This window comes from Achromobacter sp., from assembly GCF_036567245.1.
Classification (GTDB): Bacteria; Pseudomonadota; Gammaproteobacteria; order Burkholderiales; family Burkholderiaceae_B; genus Achromobacter.
This window is the reverse complement of record NZ_DATCUY010000600.1, coordinates 1-8,877: the sequence shown is the minus strand read 5'-3', so window position 1 is coordinate 8,877 and position 8,877 is coordinate 1. Positions and strand designations below refer to the sequence as shown.

Below are 8,877 nucleotides of genomic sequence, written 5' to 3'. Positions count from 1 at the left end.
TTGTCATCGCCGATACTGGTCGGCGATGACAAGCCGCAAGCAAAGCGCCCGGCACGCAAGCGGCCGGACGCCGCAGGATCAAGCCTTAGGGAAAACCGGCTCGCCCAGGTTCAGCATCAGGCGATTCGCCCAGGCGAAGATCGCATCCGAATGCAGCAGATCCAGGATCTCGCCTTCGTTCAATCCCGCATCCTTCAGGGCCTGGATGCTATCCGCATTCACCGCAGCAGGCGCTTCAGTGATCTGGATCGAGAACTTGCCGATGGCGAGTTCGCGCGCCGTGGTGCCGGCAGTCGCGGGATCCTCGAACACCTGCGCGATGACTTCATTGCGCTTGGCTAGCTGCTCGAAGCGCTGGGCATGCACGGACGCGCAGTACACGCAGCCGTTGATACGCGACACGTAGGTCGAACCCAGTTCACGCTCCGCACGCGACAGCCCACCCGGCGCATACATGATGGCGTTGAACGCCGTAGAGCGCTGGCGCAGGATTTCCGGCTGATGTACCAGGAACAGGTAGTAGTCCGAGACCTTGGCCTTGGGGTGGCTTTCTTCCAGGACGGCGACCTGTTCGGGCGTGGCGGTTTCGACGTTGACGACGTCGAGCCAGGCCTTCCATTCCAGCGATTCGTTGGTGAAGCCGTGGGCCTTGATCACTGCGCCGGGCGCGGTGGCGGCGGTGTTGGCGGGGAAGGGCGCGGGCGGGGTGCCTGCGGCGCGTTCGGGCTGGCCTTCCAGGGCCTTCATGGCTTCCAGGCCGGCGACGAGGCGGACCTGGTAGGACAGGAAGGCGACGAGCTGGGATAGCGTGACCACGGCGGGCGTGGAGACGCCGGCGGCGGGCAGGGTCTTGAGCGCGGCTTCGTCGCCTTCGACGGGTTTTTCGATCAGCTTGCGCGTGAATTCCAGGATGGCGGCCAGGCGCGGGGTGGCGGCGTCGGACGGCTTGCCGGATTCGGCGACCGCGATGTCGGCCGGCGTGGCGCCAGCGTCGGCCAGGCGCTTGCGGTAGTGCGCGGCCAGCAGCGGCGACGGGGTGATGCGGGTGGCGTACAGCGCGACCAGCAGGCGCTCGGCCAGGGACAGGCCGGGCAGCGCGGGGTCGAAGAGGGCGTCGTAGCTGCCTTGGGTGGCGGCGGCGACCTTCTCGCGGAAGTGGCGCACTTCGTAGGTCTTGGCGCCCGGGGCCAGGCCGATCAGGCGGTCGACGAGGTCGTCCGTGACGTTGTAGACGATGGGTTCAGCCATGCGGTTCTCCTTGATGCTTTACTTGGCGGCGCGCGCTGCGACAGCGGCGTCCAGGAACTGCTTCACGCCTTCCCAGGATTCCTGGTCGGCGCGGGCGTTGTCCTTGGGGTTGCCGCCGCTGGTGCTGATCTTGCCGGACACGGGGTGGGCGTAGACGAGCTGGGTGGTGGGCACGTAGGGGAACAGGATGGAGTGCCCGCCGTTCTCGTAGTCCAGCCACTTGACCGGGTAGGGGTGGTTTACCTGGGCCAGCTTGTCCTGCACCATCTTGGAATAGATGCTGGACGGCCAGGAGCCGTCGTCGGTGCCGGACAGCAGCATGACGGGGCCCTGGATGTCTTCGACCTTGATGCGGGCGCGGGCCACGGCGTCGGGGTCTTGCAGGGCGGTGAGGATGGCTTTCTCGTGGCGGTGGGGCGAGGGGCCTTCGTCGAAGGGCGCCCAGGTGGCGGTGCGGTTGTTTTCCCAGACGTGGGGGATGGGCTTGCCGCCCAGCAGCCACGTGGGACCTTCGCGGCCGATCTTGGGATCGCAGGCGTTCTGGCCGCTGTGGACCACGGCGCCGGGCACGTAGGCGACCACGGCCGAGACTTCCTCGGGGAAGGTGGCGCCCAGCAGCAACACCAGTTCGCCGCCGCGCGACTGGCCGCTGATGGCGACGAAGTCGTGCTTGGGGTTTACCTTCTTGCGCAGCCAGCGCAGCCCGGTCTGGAAGTACTCCAACGGGGTGTTGGAGATGTAGTCGGACAGGCCCGGCGCCTTGAAGTAGGCCAGCGCGAAGGCGGCGTAGCCGCGGGACGCGTACAGCGCCGCGCGCGGTTCGTTGATGCCGCCGCCGGAGCCGTTCAGGATCATGACGGCCGGGAACGGGCCGGGGCCGGGCGGCAGGTACAGCGTGCCGACCAGGCCTTCTTCGCGCACGTCCTGGCGCGTCACGCCATCGGACGCCAGGCGCTGGGTGAAGCTGGCCTGGGCCTGCGCGCCGGCGGCGCGCGCCACCACGTCGGTGACCAGGGCGTCGGTCACCGGGTGGTTGAAGTGTTCGCGGCTGGACGAGTCCACGGGGGACTGCGACCAGACCAGGCCCATGGGCGCCACGCCGGCGTAGTCGCCGGACACGGGCGCGTCGCGGCCCAGGTCGACCGTGCCGTCCGCACCCGCAACAAAGGCGGCCTGGCTTTGCCAGAGCACGCCGTTGCGGCGGGTCAGGGCGGTGATCTCCACCGTCTGGCCGGGCGCGACGTGCTCGACCCGGATCTGGCGCGGCACGTCGATCAGGTCGACGGCCGGGGTGATGGTGAGGGTGGGCGTCATGGCTTACTTGCCCGATTCTTTCGTCACCATCATGGCGGCCGTGCGGTCGCTGGTCATGGGGGTGACCTTCAGGCCCTTCTTGGTGGCCCAGATGTTCTTGTAGTGGAACAGCGGGATGATGCCGACGTCGTCGTACACGATCTTGACGGAGTCGCGCAGGACGGCTTCACGCTTGGCCACGTCGAATTCCGAGGTGGATTGCTCCAACGCGGCGTCGACCTTGGGGTTGCTGTAGCGGCCCCAGTTGGACGCGCCCAGGCCCTTCTTGGCGTCGGCGGTGGCCAGGATGTTGACCAGCGCGTAGCTGCCTTCGCCGGTGCCGTTGCCCCAGGCCAGCATGCTGACCGCGAATTCGTTCTTGTTGGCGCGGCCCGAGTACACGGCCCACGGCACGACTTCCACCTGGGTCTTCACGCCGATGCGGGTCCAGAACTGCGCCACGGCCTGGGCGGTTTCCGGGCCTTGCGGGTAGCGGTCGTTGGGCACGTGCATGGTCAGCTTGAAGCCGTCAGGGAAGCCGGCTTCGGCCAGCAGCTTCTTGGCCTGGGCGACGTCGTTGGGGATGTCCTTGACGTCGGGGTTGTAGCCGATGGTGCCCTTGGGCATCCACTGATTGGCTTCGGTGGCGGCGCCTTGCAGGATGCGGTCGGCGATGGCCTTGCGGTTGATGGCCAGGTTCAGCGCCTGGCGCACGCGCACGTCCAGCAGCGGGTTCTTGTCCAGCGGCTTGCCGTTGTTGTCGGTGATGTACTGGTTGGGCGCGGGGTTGAAGCTGGGCTGCAGCAGCATGACGCGCAGGCCGTCGTAGGGGTAGACCGACACGTTGGCGGCCTTTTGCAGCTTGGCCAGGTCGGACACCGAGACCTTGTCGATCACGTCCACGTCGCCCGCCAGCAGCGCGGCGGTGCGGGCGGCGGCGTTGTTGATGTAGCGGTAGTTGACCTTGTCCCAGATCTGCTTGTCGCCCCAGTAGCCGTCGTTGCGTTCCATGATGACGCGGTCGCCGGGGGTGTAGGACACGAACTTGTAGGGGCCGGTGCCGACCATGGCCTTGCCCGAGTTGTAGTCTTCGGTGGTGGACTTTTCACCGACGTGCTTGCTGACCACGTGCACGGAAGCCAGGTTCAGCGGCAGGTCGGGGTTGGGGGCTTTGGTCTTGACGATGAGCGTCAGCGGATCCTTGGCGGTCATTGTGTCGATGGTGCGCAGATAGCCGGCATAGGTGGCCACGCTGCCCGGCACGGCGCGCGCGCGGGTGTAGGAATAGATCAGATCGTCGGCGGTGAAGGGCGTGCCGTCCTGCCACTTGACGCCTTCGCGCAGCTTGAATTCCCAGGTCTTGTCGTCCAGCGGCTTCCAGCTGACGGCCAGGCCGGGTTGCAGCTTGTTCCACTTGTTCTCGATCAGCAGGTCCCAGAAGTGCAGGGCCACCGAGCGGTCGCCGGCGTGGTTGTTCAGCTGCGGGTCCAGGGACGACAGCGGGTCGGCGAAGCCGATGGACAGGTCGTCGGCGGACGCGGCGGCGGAAGCGCCGAGGATGGCGGCGGTCAGGGTGGTGAGAATCAGGCGTTTCATGTTCGGAGTCCTTGGTATAGGGGGAACTAGCGGTTAATCCGGGAGCCGCGGCGCGGCGGCCGTGGTCACGCCATGTCGTTCAGGTGACAGGCGCTCAGGTGGTTGATGGCGATTCCCTTCAAGGTGGGAACCTCGGTCTTGCAGCGCGGCATCGCATGCGGGCAGCGCGGATGGAAATGGCAGCCGCCGGGCGGATTCAGCGGGCTGGGGATCTCGCCCTTGATCGCGGTAAAGATCTTGTGGCGCGACTTCAGGGTGGGGATCTCGGCCAGCAGGGCTTGCGTGTACGGGTGGTTGGGGTGGCGGAAGACTTCTTCCACCGTGGCCGTTTCCACGACGCGGCCCAGGTACATGATCACGACGCGGTCGGACAGGTGCTCGACCACGCCCAGGTCATGGCTGATGAAGAGATAGGTCAGCCCCAGGTCTTCGCGCAGGTCCATGAAAAGGTTCAGGATCTGCGCCTGGATCGACACGTCCAGCGCGGCCACGGCTTCGTCGCACACCAGCATGGTGGGCTGCACGGCCAGCGCGCGGGCGATACCGATGCGCTGGCGCTGGCCGCCGCTGAACTGGTGCGGATAGCGCTGGCGCAGGGCCGGGTCCAGGCCGGCGCGTTCCAGCTGGGCGCTGACGTAGTCGTCGAAGTCGCCGTTGCCGACCAGGCCGTGGATGCGGGCCGCTTCGCCCACGATCTCGTCCACGCGCAGGCGCGGGTTGAGGCTGGCGTAGGGGTCCTGGAAGATCATCTGCACCTGCAGGCGCGCGGCATGGGCCTGGGCCGAGTTCATGTCGGCCGGGCGCACGCCGTTGATGCGGATCTCGCCTCCGGAGGGCGTGAGCAGGCCGGCCGCGATGCGGCCCAGCGTGGACTTGCCGCAGCCGGACTCGCCGACCAGGCCGACCACTTCGCCGGGGTTGACGATCAGGTCCACGTTGTCGACGGCGCGGGTCACGGCGGGCGGCTTGGACAGGCCCAGGCGCTGCATGGCGCGCGTGGCGGGGCCGGTGGGGCGTTCGCCGAAACGCTTGCTGACTTGGCTGAGATCAATCAGCGGGGTAGGGGCGGTCGTGCTCATGCCATCGCCTCGCTGGTCTGGATCGTGGGGTGGAAGCAGCGCACTTTGTGTTCGGGCAAGGCCTGGGTGATGCCGGGCTGCTGGCCGCAGGCGGCGGTGGCGCGCGAGCAGCGCGCCGCGAAGGCACAGCCCGCGGGCAGGGTGAGCAGGTTGGGCGTCATGCCGGGAATCTGGCGCAGGCGCTGGCCGCGCCGGTTGTTGCTGGGCAGGCTGTCGATCAGGCCCACGGTGTAGGGGTGCTGCGGACGGTCCAGCACGTCGTCGACGGTGCCGTGTTCGACGATGCGGCCGGCGTACATCACCGCCACGTCGTCGGCCAGGCCAGCCACCACCGACAGGTCGTGGGTGATCCAGATCAGGCTGGTGCCGTGCTGCTGCGCGAGCTTCTGCACTTCGGACAGGATCTGCGCCTGGATGGTGACGTCCAGCGCGGTGGTCGGTTCGTCGGCGATGATCAGGTCGGGCCGGTGCAGCATGGCAATCGCGATGGCCACGCGCTGGCGCATGCCGCCGGACAGCTGATGCGGGTAGGCCAGCAGCCGTTCTTCGGGGCTGGGAATGCCCATCATGCCCAGCGTGTCGCGCGACAAGGCGCGGGCCTGGGCCACGCTCATCTTGTTGTGGGCGCGCACGGTCTCGATCATTTGCGCGTCCACCCGCAGCACGGGGTTCAGCGTCATCATCGGATCCTGGAAGATCATGGCGATGCGGTTGCCCTGCAGCTTGCGCAGCTCGCGCGGCGCCAGCTTGGTCAGGTCGCGGCCCTGGAACAGCACCTCGCCGCCGACGATGCGGCCCGGCGCGTCGACCAGGCCCATGATGGAGAAGCCCGTGACGGACTTGCCCGAGCCGGACTCGCCGACCAGGCCCAGGATCTTGCCGCGCTCCAGCGTGAAGGAAACGTCGTCCACAGCGGGCAGCACGCCCGCGCGGGTATGGAAGTGGGTGCGCAGGTTGCGCACCTCCAGCGTCGGCGCGCCGGCAGTATGGCGGTCGGCGCTCATTTGTGGGTCCTCGGGTTCAACACGTCGCGCAGGCGGTCGCCCACCAGGTTGATCGCCACGATGGTGATCAGGAGCGCGATGCCGGGATAGAAGCTGATCCAGTACTCGCCGGACAGCATGGTCTGGAAGCCGTTGGAGATCAGCAGCCCCAGCGACGGTTCGGTCACGGGTACGCCCAGGCCCAGGAAGCTCAGCGTGGCTTCCAGCGTGATGGCGCGTGCGATCTGCAAAGTGCCGATGACGATCAGCGGTGGCAGGCAGTTGGGCAGGATGTGCTTCAACATGATGCGCCAGTTGGGGATGTCCAGGCAGCGGGCCGCTTCCACGTATTCGCGGCGGCGCTCGACCAGGGCCTGGCCGCGCGCGGTGCGGGCGTAGTAGGCCCATTCCAGGATCACCAGCGTCAGCACCACGTTGCCCACGCCCTTGCCCAGGTAGGCCAGGATCATCATGGCCACCAGGATGGACGGGAACGACAGGATCAGGTCGACCAGGCGCATGATGATCGCGTCGGTCTTGCCGCCGGCGTAGGCGGCAAGCAGACCCAGCAGCGTGCCGACGATGCCGGCAATGACGGCCGAGCCCACGCCCACGATCAGGCTGATGCGCAGGCCGTACAGGATGCCGGACAGCAGGTCGCGGCCCTGGCCGTCGGTGCCCAGCCAGTAGTGGAAGGTGTCCAGCCCGTTCATGGTGCCCGGCGGCAGGCGTGCGTCCAGCACGTCGATCTGCAGCAGGTCATACGGATTCTGCGGCGCGATCCAGGGCGCCAGGACGGCGGCCAGGATCAGCAAGGTGGCGACGGCCAAGCCCAGCACCGCCGTCTTCGACGACATGAACTCGGCCAGGTTGCGCCGCCACGGCGATTCGCGGCGCAGCGCGGGAGTGGGAGTAGGGGTAGATACGGCGCTCATGCCGAGGCCTCCAGCCGCACCCGCGGGTCCAGCACTTTATAAAGAATGTCCACGATCAGGTTCAGGGTCACGAACAGGCACACCACCACGATCAGATAGGCCACGATGACGGGGCGGTCCAGCGCGTTCAAACTGTCCAGGATCAGCTTGCCGGCGCCGGGCCAGGCGAAGATGCTTTCCGTGACCACGGCGAAGGCGATGGTGGAGCCCAGCTCCAGGCCCAGCACCGTCACCAGCGGAATCATGGTGTTGCGCAGCACGTGCACACAGACCACGCGCATGGGCGACAGGCCCTTGGCACGGGCGAACTTCACGAAGTCCAGCGGCAGCACGTCGCGCACGCCGGCGCGGGTCAGGCGGATCACCAGGGATATCTTGAACAGCGACAGGTTGAACGCCGGCAGGATCAGGTGGCGCCAGCCGTCGGCCGTCAGCCAGGACCATTGGAAGCCCAGGAACTCCACGGTTTCGCCACGGCCGCTGGCCGGCAGCCAGCCCAGCGACACGCTGAACGTCATGATCAGCATCAGCGCGATCCAGAACGTCGGCAGCGAGAAGCCGACGATGCTGCCCGCCATGATCATCTTGGAGACGCGGCTGTCCGGATACAGGCCCGCGTACAGGCCCAGCGGCAGGCCGACTACCACGGCCAGCATCATCGCGGCGATGGCTAGTTCGAAGGTGGCCGGCAGGCGCTGGATCACCAGTTCCACGGCGGGAATGTTGTAGACGAAGCTATTGCCCAGATTGCCGTGCAGGGCGCCGTTCAGGAACGCCAGGTATTGCTCCCATAGCGGCTTGTCCAGGCCCAGTTCGGCGATGATGCGGGCGCGGTCCACCTGGTCCACGTCCTGGCCGATCAGGATGTCCACCGGATTGCCGATGGCGTGCAGGCCGACGAAGACGATCAGCGTCATCAACAGGACCACTACCGCGGCTTGCGCGATGCGGCGCAGCAACCAACCCGTCATTGCGCGGTCTCCGCTTGTGGAGCCGGGGCCGGCACCCATTCGTCGCCGAACACTTCAGGTTCAGAGAACGCTTCCATATTGGCGTAGTGCGCCTCCACGTCCTCGCGGTAGAACAGGCCGGCGATGCCTTGCGCCAGGCGCTTGGCGCCTTCGCTGATGGCCGGGATGTCGCCCGAGATCGTGCCCTGCGTCAGCGCCGCGGGGTAGGAGAAGCAATGCACGCGGTCCAGCCCGGGACAGGCGCCCGGGGTCTTTTCCTGAAGTTCGAACACCGCGCCCAGGTCGGGCGAATCATGCAGTTCCTGGTCCTCTTCGCCGGCCGGCGGCACGTAGCGGTCGCCCCAGGCGCGCACATGCGGCGCCAGCGCGGCGAATTCCGGGCGCACGGTCCAGTCGATGCGGAAGCCGGTGGAGAAGATCAGGAAGTCCAGCACGAACACGCCCTTGGGCGTGGTGACGTGGATCTCGTCGCCCACCAGCACCAGATCCTGCACGCCCGCGCCCAGGTTGAAGCGGGCGTTGGGGTGGCGCGAGACGCGCAGCGTGCTGCCGCGCGGCGGCGGCACCTGGGCCGCGTTGATGTAGTGGCGGATCTTCCACTTCCATTCGTCGGGCAGGGTCAGGTGACCATGGGTCAGGCCGGGGTTGCCCGCGCCCTTGCCCTTGTTGATGCGGGGGATGTCGTTGCGGCGGATCAGCAGGTCCACGCTGGCGGCGCCGGCTTCCAGCGCGGTGCCGGCGCTGTCCATGGCCGAGGCGCCCGCGCCCACCA

Annotated in this window: 7 protein-coding genes and 1 pseudogene; all 8 read right to left on the bottom strand. The window is 67.5% G+C overall.

The annotated features are described in order from the left end of the window. Positions 1 to 78: 78 nt before the first annotated feature. Complete coding sequence (locus VIR09_RS25380; RefSeq protein ID WP_332015363.1) at positions 79 to 1,248, bottom strand: CMD domain protein; 1,170 nt, start codon at positions 1,246 to 1,248, stop codon at positions 79 to 81. Between the two features lie 18 nt (positions 1,249 to 1,266). After that, positions 1,267 to 2,562, bottom strand: a complete 1,296-nt coding sequence (locus tag VIR09_RS25375) for an acyl-CoA thioester hydrolase/BAAT C-terminal domain-containing protein (protein WP_332015362.1) — start codon at positions 2,560 to 2,562, stop codon at positions 1,267 to 1,269. Positions 2,563 to 2,565: 3 nt separating this feature from the next. Continuing rightward, positions 2,566 to 4,137, bottom strand: coding sequence for an ABC transporter substrate-binding protein (locus tag VIR09_RS25370; RefSeq protein WP_332015361.1), 1,572 nt, complete (start codon positions 4,135 to 4,137; stop codon positions 2,566 to 2,568). 65 nt (positions 4,138 to 4,202) lie between these two features. Next, on the bottom strand, positions 4,203 to 5,216 hold the full coding sequence (locus VIR09_RS25365) for an oligopeptide/dipeptide ABC transporter ATP-binding protein (protein ID WP_332015360.1): 1,014 nt from the start codon (positions 5,214 to 5,216) through the stop codon (positions 4,203 to 4,205). After that, a complete protein-coding gene (locus VIR09_RS25360; RefSeq protein WP_332015359.1) occupies positions 5,213 to 6,220 on the bottom strand; it encodes an ABC transporter ATP-binding protein in 1,008 nt (335 codons plus the stop codon). The genes VIR09_RS25365 and VIR09_RS25360 overlap by 4 nt, the downstream gene beginning before the upstream one ends. After that, entirely contained in the window at positions 6,217 to 7,134 is a 918-nt protein-coding gene (locus VIR09_RS25355) for an ABC transporter permease (protein WP_332015358.1), read from the bottom strand. The genes VIR09_RS25360 and VIR09_RS25355 overlap by 4 nt, the downstream gene beginning before the upstream one ends. Next, positions 7,131 to 8,105 carry an ABC transporter permease gene (locus VIR09_RS25350; protein ID WP_332015357.1) on the bottom strand — a complete coding sequence of 325 codons (975 nt, stop codon included), beginning with the start codon at positions 8,103 to 8,105 and terminating at the stop codon, positions 7,131 to 7,133. The genes VIR09_RS25355 and VIR09_RS25350 overlap by 4 nt, the downstream gene beginning before the upstream one ends. Further along, a pseudogene (locus VIR09_RS25345) lies at positions 8,102 to 8,877 on the bottom strand (FAD-dependent oxidoreductase); the annotation flags it as partial. The pseudogene VIR09_RS25345 and the gene VIR09_RS25350, both read right to left, overlap by 4 nt.